This window comes from Oligoflexus tunisiensis, assembly GCF_001748245.1.
GTDB lineage: Bacteria > Bdellovibrionota_B > Oligoflexia > Oligoflexales > Oligoflexaceae > Oligoflexus > Oligoflexus tunisiensis.
Genome location: NZ_BDFO01000001.1, coordinates 3,747,833 through 3,765,451 on the forward strand (window position 1 = coordinate 3,747,833; position 17,619 = coordinate 3,765,451).

Consider the following 17,619-nt stretch of genomic DNA (forward strand, 5'->3'; position numbering starts at 1 on the left):
GAGACCATACTGATTCTGTTACGTCACTTCAGCGAATATTGAGTCCGTTGGGTTTGCTCACCTCGGTACAGCTATTGCAATGATAGTGCCTGTAGCGAGGAGTGAACGATGAAAAAATTTCAGATGGCTTTTCCAAACAGCAGTTCCCCCGATCTCATTTGTTTTTCGCATCTCCGCTGGAACTTTGTTTTTCAGCGTCCCCAGCATTTGATGAGCCGCGTTGCCAAAGAGGGGCGCGTTTTCTTTTTTGAAGAACCGATTATGGATGACAGTGCAGTGCCCAGCCTGCAGGTCAGAGAGGAAGCCGACAATATCTTTGTAGCCACTCCTCATTTGCCTCAGGGATACGGCGAAATGGAAACCAATCTCTGGATGAAGAAATTTCTGAACGAGATGATCAACGACCATGGCATCATCCGCTACATGACCTGGTACTACAGTCCGATGCATCTCAAGCATTCTCATCATCTAAGGCCGGTCGTCAGCATCTATGATTGCATGGATCAGCTGTCCAACTTCAAGGGCGCACCCCAGGAGCTGCCTTTGTTGGAACAGAGTCTTTTGAATCGAGTGGACCTCGTGTTTACCGGCGGATTCAGCCTCTTCAATGCCAAACGGCATTTGCATCAAAGAGTGTATCCCTTTCCCAGCAGTGTTGACGTTGCCCATTTTGCGAAGGCTCGGCAGCTGACTCAGGATCCTTCGGATCAGGCAGCCATCCCGCACCCGCGTCTGGGCTATATTGGGGTGATCGATGAGCGGATTGATTTGGAGCTTCTGGATCAGATCGCTGTAAAACGCCCTGAATGGCAGATTATAATGGTGGGACCCGTTGTCAAAATCGATCCCGCCACGCTTCCGCGTCGACCCAATATTCATTTTTTGGGCGGCACCCGTTGTCAAAATCGATCCCGCCACGCTTCCGCGTCGACCCAATATTCATTTTTTGGGCGGCAAAACTTATGATGAACTGCCTCATTATCTCGCAGGCTGGGACATTGCATTTCTGCCCTTTGCGCGAAACGAGGCGACCCGTTACATCAGTCCGACCAAGACGCCCGAATATCTGGCGGCCGGACGCCGCGTGATTTCCACGTCCATCCGTGATGTCGTGCATCCTTATGGTGTGAAGAATCTCGTAGCGATCGCTGATGATGCGGACACTTTTATTATTCGAGCGGAAGCTCTGCTGGCCGATGGCGCCGGTTATGATGCCTGGCTGAGCAGAGTGGATAAGTTCCTTACGGATATCTCCTGGGAAAAAACTTTCGCGGCCATGTGGAAACTGGTGAATGATCAGTTTGTCGTGAAGGATGTCATGGTCACCAGCACAGTGTATGGCACCCAGGCCTGATTATTCGGCCCAAATATTGACCCTTTGGAACCAGGTGCTCGCGCCGATCGAGTCGCAAAGCATCTCCAGTTCCGTGCGTCGCGCGCCACGCCAGGAAAGGTCCTGCACCTTCTCCTGGAGTGGCACATCTTCGCGTAGTGTCGCCAGCTGACGGTAAAGTCGGGCGTCCTCGCGATGCATTCTGAGACTGGCCGCCAGAGCCTCAGCCCCGCGGACTTTGACTGACCACTGGCTGGCCATATCAGGAATTTTCTCAAAGGAACCATAAACCGCCAGCAGCGTGGACGCTGACTTTGCGCCCCACTTGGGAACACCGGGAATGCCATCCGCCGTATCCCCCACCAAGGCCAGCCAGTCGGGAATGGAGGACGGCGCGACTCCAAATTTTGCGTGCACACCCTCTTCATCGATCTCAACATTCTTATGGCGATCGAACATCACCACCCTTTGTCCCTGGACGCACTGGGCCATATCCTTGTCAGGCGAGCAAATCAATACCTTGCTGACAGTTTTGGATTCGCGGCAGATCCGGGCACCGGTCGCGAGCGCATCATCCGCTTCAAAGGCGACCATGGGCCAGACAACGAGCCCAAGCGCATGAGCTGCACGTTCGGCCAGTTCGAATTGAGCATAAAGATCGGGGTCCATCCCCTCCCCTGTTTTATAGCCGGCAAATAGATCATTGCGGAAGGACTCGATCACATGATCAAACGCGATCGCCGCATGCGTAACAGCACCGGTCCTGAGAAACGACCAAAGACTGCTGAGGAGGCCGCGGGTGGCTCCCACTTCCCGACCGTCCGGCCCAACACTGCCAGGGGCTCCGTAATAAGCGCGGAAAAGTTCATAAGTTCCGTCGATCAGGTGAACCTGCATGCCCTGTCCTCACGAATGTTGTCCCAGTCTTCCATCATAAACCGGCAGCCGGCCAGCCCACGACGCCTCAGTCTTCCATCATAAACTGGCAGCCGAACCTCCGAAAGCTTGTGAGTATAAACAGCAGCTTGGATCACTTATTGCAGCAACAATGGCCGAGGGTAAAAGTTAGGTTCGCAACCATCGAGGGACTTCATGAGAAGCTTCGCTTTTTTTGTTTTGGCTGTTTGCGTAAGTCAACTGGCAAGCGCTTGCAAAACCCAGCCTTACGGCCCGTATCGTTTGCAGGCTCGCGCTCTGGATCGGGACAAAACCATCAATCGGAGCCTTGAGCAAAGTTTGGACGTTGCCTCATCTGATGACATCGAATCTCTGCCAGGTCTTGGGCTGGGACAGAGCAGCGATCGTCTCGGAAAATCAGCCTGGGCCACCGGCAAGTTCCGTGTATCCGCCAGCTGCCGCGACAGCTTTCAGCTCACTATCGAAGGTTTAACTATCCGAAACGTCACGAATTTTCAGCCCTTTGAAGGCTGCGTGGCGTTGGCAAGACAGATCGACAAACTCGAACTGCCCTCGGCCGATCCCATCGAGGATACGCCTGTCGGGGGTTTAAGGGTCACTTCCAGCTGTCGTGAGGAATATTTCACGCTGCGGGTGAGTGAAGGCAATGTGCATATTAGCAGCGATTATCTGGTTCCCAATCCCAAGGCTTGTCAGGAGCTGCGGAATCGGGTCAATGGCCTGAAGCTTTGAATCCGGCGCTGCTTCCCACGGAGCAGTCTCTTCTGTTCACGGCCTGAGGCTAAGCCCCCCGGGGCAGTCTCTTCTGTTCACGGCCTGAAGCCAACTGATAGTAAAGACAAGTGGCATCCTCATCATCCCGGACCTTAAAGTTCGAGCTGATGAGATCCACTTCCACAAATTCCTGCCGATGCCTCTCGGAAACCTGATCAAAGACCGGCTTATGCAGGATGATGATATCATCCCGATATTTCAGCCAGCGGAACAGGATATCCCGCATGCTCTCATACCGATGCGCGAGGATAATGCCGCGACCGAAAAGATCATAAACCTGCGCCCCCGACTCCGGATAAAAAGCCTCCACGGGCCCATAGGCGATGCCAATGGCACAATGAATACGCCCCGCAGCGCCCACCGCCTGAACATGCCGTCGAAAGATTTCCAAAAATTGATGGGCCAGCTCCACACTATGATCCGCGGCATTCTCATGGGGACAGCCGAAGGGAAAGCCTACACTGCAAAGAAACCCATCCCCCATTTCCTTGACCCGATAGGCATTGGCCACCAGGGGATCCGGCTGATAGTTCTGCATCATCAAATCTGAACAGTCGCGGAACACCGCGGACAGAAAACCCCGAGGATCGGCAATCTGCATCTTGCTGCTGGCCACCACATCAAACACGAGGATAAAGGCATTCTCTACGCCCACCGGCATGGTTCGCCCGAGCGGCAACCCTTCCCAGATCTGGTTCACCTGATGCGGATACACAATCGTCTTCAATTCCGCATAGGCATGCTGAATCTTCCTGCGAAGCCATTCCTGTTCCCGGTTGATCTTGAATCCAACCGTCATGGACAGGAGGACCATCTCGATATCCAGCGCGATCAACTGCGCACTGCTGATAACGGACAAGGGGAGGAATTTTCCGAAAACGCCCGGGAGCAGATGAATGATCGTACCAAGACCTGGCAGCACCGCGGTGACCAGAAGCAGGCGGGCTCCCGGCACTTTCTTCAGGCTCGCATGTATCCCAAGCGCAATGGTCAACGGCGCACAAAGGATAAGGACATTGATCAGGGCCAGCTGGGCCAGGACCATATCGGCGAAGGAATAAACCACCAGCACGGGACATAGGGCAAACATGCCACGCACGGGCCACTTCCAGGCCGGCATTTTCTCTCGGACTTCCAGCATATAATAAAGAAATAGCAAATACAGGAAAGAGGACGAAGCGTTGATCGGAATGAGAGACCAACGCGGCAGCTCGGGAACACCAAACTGCTGGGCCAGAACCTGATAGCGCCCTTCATAGTACAAAAGGACCGCGATGTTATAGGCTATGTAAATCACATGAGCCCGATGGCGCACGGACAGGGCCAACACAAAGTTATAAGCGATCAGCGCCAGGCATATCCCATAGGACAGGACGAGAATATGCCGCTCGGGGTCCTCGAACAACATCCCATGGGCCGATTTCAATTCAAGATTCACGGCCGCCAGCGAAAAGGTGTCCAGCCGAATCTCCAGATAGATCCGCAAAGGACCGGTCGGCAGCGGGTAAACATGAACCGTCCGTGGCAATCGTTCACCCGGTGTATGGATCCGCAAGGTTTCACGCGTCTCCGCATTCAGGACAAAAACCCGGGCAATGCTCGGATTGATCCCATACTCCGCGAGCAGATGGATTTCCTGCTCTGTGCGATTATCCACCTCGACCCGCACCCAGTAGTCCCCGGCCTGCGAATTTTGAGGAATGCCGAGCAGTGTGGGGCCGTTTTCATATTTCGTGAAGGCCGCATCGTGTTGCCCGGAAAGGATCGCCTCGTGAGTCCACTGGGTGCTGCGGTTATCCAGGGTATAAAATTTTGAGACATGAAGACGATGCGTGTCACTGGGAAAGACAATAGGCTCATAAGCAAAAGCCAGGGTGCTGGCTGCGCCGAGAATGAGGAACAGTATGAGCGCCAGAATCGGCATGGTCCCCTTACCTATCCGCTTGATTTTCAAGGGATCGGTACAAAGGGAACTTCACTTGAAATCCTGCCGGCGTCGGGTGGCGCGCTAGCTATAAATTACTATTATTATTTATTTTTTATCGCCGAACCGTTGCCCCAGCAGCTCGGTGGCCTTGTTCAGCTCCATGGCCGCTTCATGAAAGGCATCGTTCTTTCTCAGATTGGTACGATGGGCAAAGTTACCCTGCTGCAGCGCCTCGAAGTGCCGTTTGAACGCCACCATGGGCCCGACCATCCGATGCGTGTACCAGATGGAAATGGCGAGAACGATCAGGATATAGGCCCCGAGAGTCAGGTAAACCCAGGTTTGAATGCTCGACAGGTAACTGAGAATAATCGTCTGCACCTCCTCAGGTGCGTCCGTCATCTCAATGATAAAGCCGAACAGTTTGCCCAGGTGCACATAGACGATGCCGGCGATCAGTCCCGCAAACAGAAAGGACAGACTGATGCAGTAGGCTCCGATGCGGGTCTGCATGATCGGCTGCAAGAGAAAATTGGACAGACGACGCTTCAGTAGTTTCTCTCTGTAAAAACTCATGCCGGATCTCCTTCAGCTGCTGATCTGGAAAATGAGCGACAGCTCACCGATCATGCTTTCCTTGATGGGGAAGCTCAGAGCCATGAGCTTATAATAGAGGCACTCGAGGAAACGATCATCCTTGATTTGAGACTGCTTCACCTTAAGGCTACGGATGCTGTGGGTCTGATGCGACAGCAGCATCGTATAAGTGATGGTCCCTTGCGCGGGCGCCGTCCGCTCCAGAAAATCGGTATAGCAGGTGCGGATGTCCGGATCATTGCTTTGAAGGACGCCGATCACCTTGGGAGCATGGTGGTTCTGACGGAAAAGATTCAATTTATAAAACATGCCGATCGTTCGTGTGGACCGAAACACGGCGCGGATTTCGCCCTGACGAGCGGCAGCCTTCTGTTCAAACGTCGCCTGCTCGCGTCCACTCAGGCCATCGATCACCCGGGCGATGCTGCCCTGGGTTTTATCCTTCTGAAAAACATTGCGGCTGTCTTTGATCAGGATACTGAGCTGGCCCGGCTGCTTCAGCTGGACGAGATACCAGATGCCAAGGTTCGACAGGCTCCGGCTCTTCACCTTCAACGGGGTGCGATAGGGCCCCTTCCAGGTCCATCGACGCCCCTGGTTGTCGACATGCTGCACCTGAGTGATCTGATACTCGTCCTCTTTCAACTTCCAGACCTTGTCGGGATGTTGACCCAGAGGCATCGTATCAAACTGCACGCTATAGCTTTTTTTCTGCTTTTTTCCGAATAAAACAAAGGAAAAGGAGCCGCCCTTGTGCTTCGCGTCGGAGTCGAGAATGGAAGCCTGGAGATAGAAAAGCCCTTCATCCTTGAGCAGGGCTTCACCATTCCATACTTTGGGCACCAGTGTTGTGACCTGGGCTTGAAGGGATCCTAGGGACAAAAATATAAGCCAGCCCACGATGGCTGCAATGCGTGCCACCCGCGATGTCCCCCTTTTCTGATTACCGTTAAAATTGTAACAGAATTATGAGAATCCCGGCAGAGCTCGTCGTTCCGTGACGACAGTGCCTACGGGTTGATCATGCGGATCGATCGGAAGCTCAGGAACGAGGAAGCTTTCAAAGCAAACGCCCATCGTGCTGACGCTTTTTTGCACTAAAAAGCGATCAAAGAAACCGCCGCCATAACCCAGACGAAAGCCGCGTTCATCGTAAGCCACGGCGGGGATGATCAGTAGGGTTCGCGGGGAAAAATCCCTCAGCTCGCGGGTGGCATGAGCCTCGGGTTCTTCCAATCCAAAGCGATTGGTGACAAACGTGCCATCGCTCGAATAGAACTTCATGCCCTTGCCCTGGATGCGCGGATAATAGGTCGCCTCTTCAGGCAGGATCGCGGCGAGCCGTTCCAGGGAAGGTTCACGGCGAAAGCTGCGATACAGAATGTAATGATCAAAGCTGCGCCCCTTCATCCAGGCGAGGATATGTTCCACCAGCTGATGGCTCTTCTCACGCCATTCAGCTTCCGGCATGTTCAGGCGTTTATGCAAAAGTTGCGTCCGGAGCGCGGCTTTAGGCAAGGCTTCCCCCCAAAATAAAAAAAAACGCTTTCCTAATGAAAGCGTTTACGGAATTTCCCAGGGAGTTGCAAGACTATTGGACGGTCACACCTTGGATAACCTGCCATTCCCAGCGCCCTGCGACTTCCGAGAAAGCACCAACCCGCACATCATAACTGCCGGGACTCACACCTTGGATAGCAACGCTTGTTCCTGACGAGCCGAAGCGGTAGGTAGGCGCTGCAAAGGACTGTCCAGCCGGCGTGAACTCCACAGAGTAACGGGCGATTTTTTCGCCGGCCTGCCAGGTCACAACTCCACCGTTACCCGAGAGCGTGCCGCCTGGTGCGGGCTGCGTGACGGGGAACGAGCGTCGTGCCGGGGACGAGATCTTAAAGCTGCGGACTTCGCTGGCGCCGCTGGCATTGTTCACCTGCCAGTACCAGGTGCCAGGATAGGGATTTTCAAAGCTATAGGTGCTGGCGCCATTCAGAGTCACAATTTTCACGGGAGGATTCATCGTCTGGCTGCGGGAGAAGACGATCTTATCGGCCGGGCCTTCCCACTGGAATTCAGCTGGGCCTTCCGTTTCGTCATAGGACTGGGACGCGCCATCCGCCGGCGAGATGAGGGTGATCGCGCCGGTGGGCGCAGGCGCAGTCTCAGCCATGGGCTGAGCTGTTTCCACCGGTTTGGCCGCATCCATGGGCATCGACATGTCCTCGACATTGTCGCCCATATCAGCCATGCCTTCTTCGTCCATCATTTCCTCGTCGTCCATCGCTTCCTCAGCGCTTGTCATCTCATCTTCGGAAGGTTCCGACATGAAGAAGTAAGCGGCTCCGAGGATACCGATCACGGCCACGGCACCGAGGATCAACTTGGTCTTGTTTTCAGAAGCGAAGCCACCGCTCTTGAAAATCTGCGAGACGGCATTGGTGTTGGTGCCGAAATCGCTCGAGAATTCGCCTTTCAGTTCGCCCGTAAAAGGATTGGATTGCGCGCCTGAATTCTGGCTAAAGGCGGCATTCGAATTTGGATCGAGATTCGTATCGTTCATCCTTGTCTCCCTGGAAGCAGCAGGGCGGGCGCCCAGAATAATGAGTCTTGCTTTGAATGATGCGTGTGGCAGTCCTAGAATTATTCTAAAACCTCTCAACGCTGGACGCAAGACAGCTGCTTTTCGTCAATGTTTTGGCAGTCAAGGCGAATGCTGGTCATCGATGAAACGATGGATCCGCGAATCCTGAAAAAGATGGTTGTAGGACTCGAATTTCCTTAGAGTTCCTGCTTCCACAAACCAGATCTCATCAAAATAAGGGAGCTGCTGGAGGCGATGGGTGACAAAGAGCATGCAAAGTTTGCTCTGTTGGCAGCGCTCGATGAGACGGCGGGTGATGGCCTCTTCCGCCAGCGGATCGATGGCGGCCGTGACTTCATCCATAAGAAGAAGGGGCTGCGGCCGCAACATGGCCCTGGCTATGGTCAAGCGCTGCATCTGCCCACCCGAAAGCGGCGTTTGGATAAAGTCGATCGGACTATCCAAAGTCTGGGACATGGCGTTCAACTCAGTGCTGAGACCCACAAATTCCAGTTCTTTTTGCAAACGCTCATCCGGGCAGCCGGTGGGATGACCATACAAAAGATTTTCACGAATGCTGGCGGAAAAGAGAAAAGGCTTTTGACTGACAAGGGTCGCCGCCTGCACCACGGAGGACAGATCATGATCCGCGTCCCAGACTTCCGGCTGCAAAAGTCCGGATAGCACCTTGATCAGACTCGATTTGCCCGCACCACTCGGGCCAATCAGGGCCACGGTCTTGCCCGGCACCAGCTCCAGATCTTCCGCGGTCAGGCGGAAGCCTTCCTTATACGCCACGGTCAGATGTTTGATCGTTAAGCCCTGCTCGGGCTGCCAGGGTTTGATATGAGGGTCGATGGTCCGGCGGGTTTCGGCCAGCTCCCGAACCGTGGCAAAGGTCTGCAGACTCTGTTTCAGGATACCTTTGGTCTCATGATAGCGGGCCAGCTGCTCGCCGACGCTCTTCAAAGGCCGCAGGACGATACCCAGCGCCGCAAAGAACTGGAGCAGCTGACTGGCCTCCAGGCGAAAGCCTTGCACCTGGCGCGTGACGGCCCAAAGGATGGCGGCAAACATCAGAAAGCCGACCATCTCCACACTGGGCGCGAGCGCCGCCCGCACAAAGATCGAGCGTCGGATCATGCGATAATAGCCATGATTCATCTGGCGAAAGCGTTCCTTTTCCAGCCCTTCGCCCCGCTGCGCGCGAATAAATTCGAAACGCTTGCGCAGATCCAGAACGGCACTCACCATACGCCCGAGTTCCCTTTGCCATAATTCGGCAAACACTGCGATGCGCTTGCCCGTCCGGCCCGTACTGGCCATCAAAGGAATGGCCAGGAGGGTCAGGATCAGACCCGAGGGCCAATGAATAAAATATAAAGCGATCACCGAAGCGATCACCATAATGCCGTCGCGTACAAGTCCGGTCAGCAGATCGGAGAGCCGCATCTGCAGAAAGGCCACATCGTTCATGATCACGGACATCCACTCACCGGGGGACTTCTGCGTGACTTTCTGAAAGGGCAATTGCAAAATCGCGGCAAATAATTTTTCCCGATAGCGACGCCCGAGGTGCAGAGCCATCACCTGCTGCTGGTGCTGATAGATGAAACCGGCGAAGCCATTCACGACAGCTGCAAAAAAAATCATGAACGGAAGATACCGGGCCAGCTCCATCCGCGTAATGGACAAAGGACCGAAATCGGGCAGCCACTTGACGACCGCAGGAGGCAGCAGCGAATTCAAGGTAAACGAACCGTCGACCGGTGTGTCGAACATCGCTTTAAAAAGGGGACCGATGAGGAGGAGGAAAAGACCTTGCGCGACGGAGAGAAGGCCGAGAGACAGCACGATTTGGACGAGACAGGATTTAATTTCGCTCAGAGGCTCAAGCAACAAGGGCTTGAACCAGGTGCGCAGACGGATCCGGGGATTCATGCAGTTTTGTTGCTCTTGGCGGCGCGTTTGCCCTGCTTCCATTGACCGATTTCGCGGCCAATATAGTCAGCAGCGTTTTCGGCAGCGAAGCCCTGCAGGCTGAGCTTCACATCAAGCAGGTCTTGTAGCATCTTATCGCGCTCAGGGCCAGCACTGATCAGCTTTTTCGCCACAGCCAGAAGCTGGTCGGGGGCTGTATCGGATCCATACTCCGGGAGCACGGCTTTGCCCACGGTCTGATTCAGAAGGCAGCGCAGTCCCGTTTGTGGCATGTGGCTTGGATAAATCGGAATCACGGGAACTTGAAACAGCCCGCATTCCATCGTGATCGCACCGCAGCCGGTTATGGCGAGCGCGGATAGGGATAAAAGTTCCAGGTGCATGCCCGGCATCACCCGCAGGGACTGAGGCTGGGCCTTGCCCTTTTCCATATGTTCTTTCAAAGACAGATTGCAGATCTTGACGCTCGGGTCCTCGATCAGCTGATCGGCCACGGAAAGGACGACCTGGATATCCTTCTCCTGCGACAGGGATTCCGCCAGCTGCTGAAAAACCGGCAGCGTGGCCTGAAAGCCTTCCACCCGTCCTCCGGGGAAGATGGACACGATCGGTCGATTCGGTAAAAGACCGAGCGAGGGAGCTTCGACAATCACGCGGTCCACGCGATCCTTGTGCGGGCTGCCTATGTAATAGTAAGGAACGCCCGCTTTCTGAACCAGCTCACTGCCCTGCGGACTGATCCCAAGGGCCAGCTCAAGGCGTTGGCCCACGGTCGCGAAGTCGATGCCTTTGATGGCGCCGACGGGCGTGATTTCATAGAGGACCACGGGAATGTTTTGAGATTTGAAAAATCCGGCCAGCTCATGATGCAGGAACGAATACCCGACCAGGATCGCCACCTGCGGGGCATTTTTTTCGAGTTCCTGAGTCAGCTGCGTATAAAAGTTTTTGGCCTCCTCGCTCATCTGAGCTTTATCATGGAGGCCAAGATTCAAACAGGTTTGCAGATCACCGAGACGGGTGGATCGCGTGCGACCCGACCATTCGCCGAAAATCCCCAGGCATTCGACCTTGGGGAATTGGTCGTTCATTGCCAGGACCAGTTCAGAAGCCAAAATATCGGCAGACGCAGAACGGGCGGAAATGAAATAGCTCGACCTTTTCAACGACAGACTCCCCTTTCACTGCGTTTGAGGAAATCAATAAACTTGCGTCGCTGTTCGGAATCAGGAACTTCCAATTCCATGCGGCTGACAGCATCTTCGATCGTAAGATTCTCATTGAAGAGGATTTTGAACATATTCTTTATATCAGATATGCGCTGCTTTGGTAAATCAGAACGACGCAAACCGACCACATTGAGCCCCGAGATGCGAGCCCGATCCCCTTGAACCATGCAGTAGGGCGGCACATCCTGGACTACAATGGCTCCGGCTGCGATCATCGCCCGCTCACCGAAGCGGCAGAACTGATGCCCGCCGGCCATTCCGCCAAACACCGCGAAATCCTCGACTTCCACATGACCGGCTAGCTGCACGCCGTTGGCCAGTATGCAGTTGCTTCCGATGTGACAGTCGTGACCTATGTGGGTGTAGGCCATAATCAGATTGTTATCATTCAACGTGGTTCGCCCACCGCCGTTCACTGTTCCGATGGAAATATTCACATACTCACGCAGGCGATTGTTCTTCCCAATGATCAGCTCGGTGTCTTCCCCACGGTATTTCAAATCCTGGGGATCCGAGCCTATGGTGGCCATCGGATAAACTATAGTGCCCTCGCCAATTGTCGTTTTGCCTTCGACCACAGCGCCTGCACCCACCTGCACGTCACGGGCGAGCTTGACCTTGGGACCGATAACAGCTCGCGGACCGACGTGGACGCCTTCCTCAAGCTCCGCACCCTTGTAAACGAGCGCAGTCGGGTGAATATAAGTGCCCTGAGGCGCCTCTTTTTGCTCTTCAGCTCTGTAGTCCAGCATGGATTTTTACTCGTTTAGCTCAGCTTGGCAGTAAATACACAGGACGCAGCCAATTCACCAGAAACCTTGGCCGTGCCGTTAAACCAAAAGAAGTCCTTGCGCTGCTTTTCCACCACGATATGAAGTTCCAGGGCATCGCCAGGCGTGACCTGACGCCGGAAGCGTGTTTCACCGATCTCGGTGAGCAGGCAGGAGTTTTTGCGTTCGGGGAAAGTAAGGCGGCCCAGGATACCAGACGCCTGGGCCATGGCTTCAACAATCAAAACCCCTGGCATCACAGGATTGCCAGGGAAATGGCCTTGCAGATAAGGATCGAGTCCGGACACCATCTTGAGGGCCCGGATGTATTCACCCGGGCGATAGTCCAGAACGCGATCGACGAGCAGGAAGGGATAACGATGGGGCAACCAATCTTGAATGGAACCCAGGCCGGCTGTGGGCGTGGAACTGTTGGTGCTGTTGGCCGTTTCTGAATTCATCATGGTGGCTGCTGCTCCTTATTTCTTGGCCGTGTTGCCTTTCTTGCTCTGCGCTTCGAAAGCTGCAATCACATCCTTGGTCATATCCACTGGATCCTTGAGGTAAAGCAGGCCCGCGCTGTTGGTTTCAAAAACCATATCGACGCCTCTCTGCTTCGCCATATCATTGACCAGTCTGCTGACAGCGATCGCAATCTTCTGGGTCGCCGCCTGTTCCTTGCCTTTGATCTCATTCTGGAAGCTCATCTCTTCATTACGAAGCGACATGAACTTTTCCTGGAATTCCTTTTGTTTGGTCATCCGAGCTTGTTCGTTGAGAAGTGGAGCTTGTTTTTCCCACTCCTGGTTCATCTTGTCGAGTTCTTCCTTCTTCTTCAGCAAATCTTTTTCTTTGGCCTTGATCTGTTTTTCCAAATCCGCACGGGCCTGCTTGCCTTCCTCGACGTTGAGGATGACGGCTTGCATATCCACGACCGCATATTTGCCACCCGCGGCAGGTGCGGCCACGGCTTCAGCCGGGCTTGTCCTGGCATAGGCAGTACAAAGAACAAGCAGCGGCAACCACTGACGAACCTGACGGAGCAGTCCGGAAAAATGCATGGGCGACATCCCTTTTGACTAAGTTGAAAATACTATTAATAACCCAGGTAGAAAATGAATTTTAGATCACCGGGTCGTCCGTTTTCAATGGGATAAGCCCATTCAAAGCGGAAAGGTGCCACCGGGGTAATCCACCGGAAGCCGAAACCCACATCCCGATGAAAGCCGGTGAGTTCCATCTCTTCGGTCTCATCATAAACCCGACCCATGTCGTAGAAGACCAGACCTTTGATATTGGCTTCCTTGATAATCGGCATGAAGTACTCCGCCTGGAAGAGCAGCTTTCTGTTACCACCTTTGTTGATAACATTGGCCTCGCTGTTCGGCGCCTGCATGATGCTGTACTTCGGACCGAGCGAAAGGTTATCGTAGCCGCGCATGTTCTCGGCCCCACCCAAGCGATAACGGGTCAGCATGGGAATCGGCTGGTCGCCGTTGGGCCATAGCAAACCGAAGTCACCGAAGAAGCGGAAGTAGGTCCGATAGGTTTCCGAGAAATCCCAGGGAATATAGAACGCGGCCGAGGCCGACGTTTCCAGATACTGCCGGGTTCCGCCGAGCAGGCTGCCACCGGTAAATTCCTGAGCAAATCGAATATCCGAACCTTCGGAAGGATCGATATAGTTGTTGGTCGCATTCCGCGCCACGCCCAGGATGATACTGTTTTCCCGGCCCGCTTCGACGAAGCTGCCCACCAGGGACGTATCCGACTGGATATCGATGATCGAGGTCCGGTAGGTGATCGATGCCCGCACCAGCTCGATGATCCGCCGGCCGACGCTGATACTGCCGCCTTTGCGACCTTCCTGAATATCCACATCATCCGCGATCAGCCGCACTTCATTCCGCACAAAGGCCGAGAAGCCCAGCGACCAATAGGAATCATTCACCCGCGGATCGGTCAAACCCAATTCGAGCGAGTAGTTCTTCCCACCGTTCCAACGACCGGTGACATTGGAGCGCCAGCCCTTTCCGCTCTGGTTTTCTTCGGAATAACGGCCCTGGCCGAACCACTTGTTTTCCGCAGCTTCCGCGCCCGGGCTGAAGCCCAGAGCGGCCTGCAGCTGGCCGGTTGGTTTCTCTTTCACCTTGAAGCGGTAGTGCAGAATATGCGGCTGCTTTTCATCGCGCTGCCGAACCGTCTGCACCTCTTCAAAGAAGCCGAGGCGTTCCATATTCGCCTTGGATGTGGCGAGGCGCGTGCCGCTGTAAAGCTCGCCGTCCGCGACCTCCAGCTCACGCCGCAGAACGTTGTCGCGGGTCTTGGTGTTGCCGATAAAGGTAAAGTCACCGAAGTAAACCTTCTCACCCTTGGCGATTTCATAATTCAGATAGACCAGCTTTTGCTCGCGGTCATAGCGATGCTTGGGGTTCACATCGACGAAGGCATAACCCTTGTCCCCGTACTTGTCGATCAGCATCTCGACGTCCTTGCGGAAGTTCGAGAAACGGAACAATTCGCCCGGTTTCAGCTGCATCCATTCTTTGATTTCCTCGACGGGATACAGAACATCCCCGGAAATCTCGATGCCACCGACATTATATTGAATGCCCTCTTCCAGTTCGAAGGTCAGGCGCACGAAGCGGCGATCTTCCTCAATCACCTTCACCGGGGTCCCGACATTGACTTCGGCAAAACCCTGATCCTTATAAAGGTAACTGATGACTTCCGTATCGCGCTTGATGAATTCGTCGTTATAAACCGAGCCCGGCGCCGAAAGATTCGACATGCGGGTGTAGGGACGCGAGAAGAAATTCCCGATCAGCTCCGCATCCGAAAAGAAATGGTTGCCCATGATGTGCACGTCGCCCACCAGGACTTTCCCGCCTTCCTCGATATTATAGACGAGGGTCACTTCGTTTTCGTTGTTGGGATTGACTTCCAGCTTGTAGGACGCTTTGGCGAGATAGTACCCTTTTTCCAGGTACTGCTTCTCGATCATGCGCAGGTCGTTGGTGATCGTGCTTTCATTGACGATCGTATAGACCTTGGTTTCGAGCTTGTCCTTGAAATCATCTTCCTTCAGTTCTTCGAGGCCATTGAACTGAATCGCGACAATCGCCGGTTTTTCCTTCACATCAATGATGACGCGAACGCCACCCGCGACGTCTTCGCGATAGACGCGAATATCGGAAAAATAGCCAAGCTCGTGCAGTTTTTTGATGTCTTCGCGAATGGTTACCGGATCGAGGTTTTCGCCCTTGGCAGATTGGATGCTCGTTAGGATGGCATCAGCCTCGACCTTTTTATTGCCGCGAACAACCATTTCAGAAATACGTTCCGCAGCCGAAAGGCTCGGCGTTAAAGCCGCGAGCAGTGGCAATGCGATGAGCAGTCGTCTCACCAGGGTCCCCCAAAATCCACAATATTTCCGTCTTCCATCACCACCTGGTAGGGCATCCGCTTGGCCAGCTCCATGTCGTGTGTTACCAGAAGCATGGTCAATTGATTCCGTTTACCTAAATCCATCAGCAAGGACTCCACGAGTTCCCCGCTTTTCTTGTCGAGGTTCCCCGTGGGTTCATCCGCCAGGAGAATCGGTGGCTCCATCAGCAAAGCGCGGGCAATGGCCACCCTTTGCTGTTCCCCGCCGGAAAGCTCTGCCGGCCGGTGGTTCAAGCGATGGCCAAGTTCCACCGCTTGCAAAAGTTTGATCGCCCGATCACGCAGAAGGCTGCGGTTGCCACCCGAAATAAGGCCGGGCATCATCACGTTTTCAATCGCCGAGAATTCGGGCAGCAGATTATTCATCTGGAACACAAAACCCACAGTGCGATTGCGAAAGGCTGACGCTGTATGATCGCTAAGGTTCGATACATCCTTGCCGTTCAGCCTCACGGAGCCAGCACTTGGAGTATCAAGAGTGCCGATCACATGCAACAGCGTACTTTTCCCGGAACCAGATCGGCCGGTTACCCCAACCAGCTGGCCTTTGCGGACTTTCAGGTTTACGCCTTGCAAAGCCTGCACTTGTTGCCGTTCCACTTGATAAGTCTTAAAGACACCTTGGAGTTCGATAATCGGGGTCGTCACTGTCACGAATACCTCAGTCCCTGCGAAGGGTTTTGTCGGGCAGCGGTGACGGCCGGATAGAATGCGCCGAGAAGGCTCAGAATCCAGGCAGCTCCGCAGATAATCATATAGTCGAAGGGTAAAAACCGAACCGGCAGACTGCGCAGAGAGTGGAGGTTGACCGGCAGATCCGCGAAGCGCAATTCCTTGAGCAGATAGCAAAGCCCCAGCCCGAGGCCGAGGCCCAGGATAATGCCCACGGTTCCGATGGTAAAACCCTGGACCAGATACAGCCGGCCGATATCCCGCTGGGTCATGCCGAGCGAGCGTAGAAGGCTGATCTGCTGTTTTTTATGGTAAACCGTCATCATCATGGTCCCGCTGATGGAAAACGCGGCCACGAGGATGATCAACATGAGAATGGCACCCATGGTGTACTTTTCGAGCTGCAAGGCGAAGATGAGAGCCGAGTTGGTGTGCTTCCAGGTCTTGCCGCTCAGACCTTTGACCTTTTTCAGGCGTTCGGCCAGCGGATCGATATGCATCGGATCCTTGGTATTGATGCCGACGCCGATGACGTATTCCTCATCATCAAGGGAGGGTTCATAGTCCGCCATGAACTTGCGGCCTTCGCTGAGCGAGACGACCGCCCACTTCGAATCATAGTTAAACAGCCCGGTGTGAAAGGTTCCAACCAGGACATAGGAACGTGTGATCGTTCCCCCGCTCATGATGGTGGACGTCGACGATGCCTGCGGACTGAGCACCGTGATCTCATCCCCGATATCCGCCCCGAGCTGTCCCGCGAGGCCATCGCCCAGCACGATCCCTGGCCAACGGCTGCGATCCCCGTCGGTGGTTATTAAAGGAGCATGTTCCGTCGTGATATCCTTCAGGTTCCCATCCGTCATCGACGAGTCGAAGGCCCAAAGGTCACCGCCCACCTCGGGATCGATCCCGAACAGCACGACGGCCGACAGATGTTTCCCCTGTTTGAGGACTACATCCGCCTGGATAAAGGGTGCAATCCCGCTGGCTTCCGGAAACATTTTTTCAAAGCTGCTTAGGGGATATTCCTGCAAACTGAAACCGGCCACCGCGTTCTCGGCGAGAACTTCAAGGTGTGGCTGACCACGCAGCATCTTGTTTTTGAGATCCTGTTCGAAGCCGCCCATGACCGACAACACGACGATCAAAGCGGCCACGCCGATCATCACGCCTAAAATCGAAAAGGTGGTCATGAAAGAGAGACCGTGTCGCCCTTTGCGAGCAATCAGGTAACGCCAGGCGGCCCATTGGATAAAACTGAAACCGGCTCGTACTGCCACGCATTCATCCCCGTTTACCCGAGGCGATTCAGCAGGTGCCCCCGAGGTTTAGGGGACATAGTATGTTGAATTCGCGTTAGATTTCAAGGATTCGATACAGGAACTTACGAGTGCAGGTTTACTCCGCGTCTTTTCCCTGTCACCGGGATC

General features: G+C 54.3%; 17 protein-coding genes. 3 read left to right on the top strand and 14 right to left on the bottom strand.

Annotation, left to right across the window (positions count from 1 at the left end):
- The first annotated feature begins 108 nt into the window (after nt 1-108).
- Nucleotides 109-966, top strand: a complete 858-nt coding sequence (locus OLTU_RS31945; RefSeq protein WP_176736657.1) for a glycosyltransferase family protein — start codon at nt 109-111, stop codon at nt 964-966.
- Nucleotides 947-1,354 (top strand): glycosyltransferase family protein, encoded by a 408-nt coding sequence (locus OLTU_RS15655; RefSeq protein ID WP_176736658.1) that lies wholly within the window; start codon nt 947-949, stop codon nt 1,352-1,354. The genes OLTU_RS31945 and OLTU_RS15655 overlap by 20 nt, the downstream gene beginning before the upstream one ends.
- On the opposite strand, the gene OLTU_RS15660 is transcribed toward OLTU_RS15655, so the two are convergent.
- A complete protein-coding gene (locus OLTU_RS15660) occupies nt 1,355-2,230 on the bottom strand; it encodes a 5'-3' exonuclease (RefSeq protein WP_141733706.1) in 876 nt (291 codons plus the stop codon). It lies immediately after the preceding gene.
- A 219-nt stretch (nt 2,231-2,449) separates the two neighbouring features.
- Between OLTU_RS15660 and OLTU_RS15665 the strand changes: the two genes are divergently transcribed.
- Nucleotides 2,450-2,983, top strand: a complete 534-nt coding sequence (locus tag OLTU_RS15665) for a hypothetical protein (protein WP_218110062.1) — start codon at nt 2,450-2,452, stop codon at nt 2,981-2,983.
- Between the two features lie 49 nt (nt 2,984-3,032).
- Here the strand turns inward: OLTU_RS15665 and OLTU_RS15670 are convergent, their stop codons facing one another.
- The 13 genes from OLTU_RS15670 to OLTU_RS15730 all read right to left on the bottom strand — a co-directional run bounded on the left by OLTU_RS15670 (nt 3,033) and on the right by OLTU_RS15730 (nt 17,469).
- Nucleotides 3,033-4,949: a 7TM diverse intracellular signaling domain-containing protein gene (locus OLTU_RS15670; RefSeq protein WP_141733708.1), complete on the bottom strand. Its 1,917-nt coding sequence runs from the start codon at nt 4,947-4,949 to the stop codon at nt 3,033-3,035.
- A gap of 108 nt (nt 4,950-5,057) precedes the next feature.
- Complete coding sequence (locus OLTU_RS15675; RefSeq protein WP_141733709.1) at nt 5,058-5,528, bottom strand: methyl-accepting chemotaxis protein; 471 nt, start codon at nt 5,526-5,528, stop codon at nt 5,058-5,060.
- Nucleotides 5,529-5,540: 12 nt separating this feature from the next.
- On the bottom strand, nt 5,541-6,470 hold the full coding sequence (locus tag OLTU_RS15680; RefSeq protein ID WP_141733710.1) for a hypothetical protein: 930 nt from the start codon (nt 6,468-6,470) through the stop codon (nt 5,541-5,543).
- A gap of 45 nt (nt 6,471-6,515) precedes the next feature.
- Nucleotides 6,516-7,067, bottom strand: a complete 552-nt coding sequence (locus OLTU_RS15685) for a 5-formyltetrahydrofolate cyclo-ligase (RefSeq protein WP_141733711.1) — start codon at nt 7,065-7,067, stop codon at nt 6,516-6,518.
- A gap of 73 nt (nt 7,068-7,140) precedes the next feature.
- Nucleotides 7,141-8,106 carry a hypothetical protein gene (locus tag OLTU_RS15690; RefSeq protein ID WP_141733712.1) on the bottom strand — a complete coding sequence of 322 codons (966 nt, stop codon included), beginning with the start codon at nt 8,104-8,106 and terminating at the stop codon, nt 7,141-7,143.
- A gap of 141 nt (nt 8,107-8,247) precedes the next feature.
- Nucleotides 8,248-10,068: an ABC transporter transmembrane domain-containing protein gene (locus OLTU_RS15695; protein WP_176736659.1), complete on the bottom strand. Its 1,821-nt coding sequence runs from the start codon at nt 10,066-10,068 to the stop codon at nt 8,248-8,250.
- On the bottom strand, nt 10,065-11,234 hold the full coding sequence (locus OLTU_RS15700) for a glycosyltransferase family protein (protein ID WP_176736660.1): 1,170 nt from the start codon (nt 11,232-11,234) through the stop codon (nt 10,065-10,067). The genes OLTU_RS15695 and OLTU_RS15700 overlap by 4 nt, the downstream gene beginning before the upstream one ends.
- Nucleotides 11,231-12,049 carry an acyl-ACP--UDP-N-acetylglucosamine O-acyltransferase gene (gene lpxA, locus OLTU_RS15705; RefSeq protein WP_141733715.1) on the bottom strand — a complete coding sequence of 273 codons (819 nt, stop codon included), beginning with the start codon at nt 12,047-12,049 and terminating at the stop codon, nt 11,231-11,233. Before lpxA ends, OLTU_RS15700 begins: the two co-directional genes overlap by 4 nt.
- A 14-nt stretch (nt 12,050-12,063) precedes the next feature.
- On the bottom strand, nt 12,064-12,528 hold the full coding sequence (fabZ, locus tag OLTU_RS15710; protein WP_141736799.1) for a 3-hydroxyacyl-ACP dehydratase FabZ: 465 nt from the start codon (nt 12,526-12,528) through the stop codon (nt 12,064-12,066).
- Nucleotides 12,529-12,546: 18 nt separating this feature from the next.
- The gene (locus OLTU_RS15715; RefSeq protein WP_176736661.1) at nt 12,547-13,128 is read right to left on the bottom strand and encodes an OmpH/Skp family outer membrane protein; all 582 of its coding nucleotides are present in this window, start codon (nt 13,126-13,128) and stop codon (nt 12,547-12,549) included.
- 35 nt (nt 13,129-13,163) lie between these two features.
- Nucleotides 13,164-15,473: an outer membrane protein assembly factor BamA gene (gene bamA, locus OLTU_RS15720; RefSeq protein WP_141733717.1), complete on the bottom strand. Its 2,310-nt coding sequence runs from the start codon at nt 15,471-15,473 to the stop codon at nt 13,164-13,166.
- The gene (locus tag OLTU_RS15725; protein ID WP_218110064.1) at nt 15,470-16,168 is read right to left on the bottom strand and encodes an ABC transporter ATP-binding protein; all 699 of its coding nucleotides are present in this window, start codon (nt 16,166-16,168) and stop codon (nt 15,470-15,472) included. Before OLTU_RS15725 ends, bamA begins: the two co-directional genes overlap by 4 nt.
- Nucleotides 16,165-17,469 (bottom strand): FtsX-like permease family protein, encoded by a 1,305-nt coding sequence (locus OLTU_RS15730; protein ID WP_141733718.1) that lies wholly within the window; start codon nt 17,467-17,469, stop codon nt 16,165-16,167. Before OLTU_RS15730 ends, OLTU_RS15725 begins: the two co-directional genes overlap by 4 nt.
- Between the last annotated feature and the right edge of the window lie 150 nt (nt 17,470-17,619).